We start from the raw sequence: 711 nt of genomic DNA, 5'->3' as shown, positions 1-711 counted from the left end.
CCGGAGGCGCCGTCGACCTCGTCGGGCAGCGGGAACACAAAGGCCGCCGGAACGGTGACGTACTCGGCGTACGCCCCGGTGAACGCCAGGGCGGCCACCCGCTCGCCGATCCGTACCCCGGTCACCCCGGGACCGGCCGCCGCCACCCGCCCGGCGACGTCCCCGCCGGGCACATGGGGCAGCGGGACGTCGGCACGACGCGTGAGCCGGACCATCGGCAGCGCCACGCCGACCGCGTCGACCTCGACCAGCACCTCGCCCTCGCCGGGCTCCGGCCGGGGAGCCTCCTCCACCCGGAGCACCTCCGGCCCTCCGTGGGCGCGGCAACAGACCTGGCGCATGCCGCCTCCTCGACTTCAACACCGTTGAACTTCAACAGCGTTGAAGTCTTCGCCATAATGGTCCGCACTGTCAATCGAGATCCCCGGAGGAACCGTGCGGCTGACCCGTGACCACACGCTCGCCGCCGCCCTCGACCTGCTGGACGAGGTCGGCCTCGACGGGCTGAGCATGCGCCGGCTCGCGACCGCGCTGGGCGTCAAGAACGGCGCGACGTACTGGCACTTCCCCAGCAAGCAGGCGCTGCTGGGCGCCATGGCGGAGGCGATGCTCGCCGGGCTGACCACGGGACTCGACCCGGGCCTGCCCTGGCCCGGCCGGACCGCCGAGACGGCCCGCCGGCTGCGCCGCGCGCTGCTGTCCCGCCGCGAC

At 74.1% G+C, this 711-nt stretch carries 2 protein-coding genes; one reads left to right on the top strand and one right to left on the bottom strand.

All coding sequences use genetic code 11. The features are described from left to right. Positions 1-341, bottom strand: a 341-nt coding sequence (locus tag ACFFNX_RS51820) for an alcohol dehydrogenase catalytic domain-containing protein (protein ID WP_378213874.1), incomplete at its 3' end; no start/stop codon positions are given. A 94-nt stretch (positions 342-435) separates the two neighbouring features. On the opposite strand from ACFFNX_RS51820, the gene ACFFNX_RS51815 reads away from it, so the two are divergent. After that, positions 436-711 (top strand): TetR family transcriptional regulator (locus ACFFNX_RS51815; RefSeq protein ID WP_378213873.1); only part of this gene is annotated, 276 nt, incomplete at its 3' end.

The sequence above is a fragment of the Actinoallomurus acaciae genome (assembly GCF_042429965.1).
Classification (GTDB): Bacteria; Actinomycetota; Actinomycetes; order Streptosporangiales; family Streptosporangiaceae; genus Actinoallomurus; species Actinoallomurus acaciae.
This window is presented reverse-complemented; position numbering and strand designations above follow the sequence as displayed.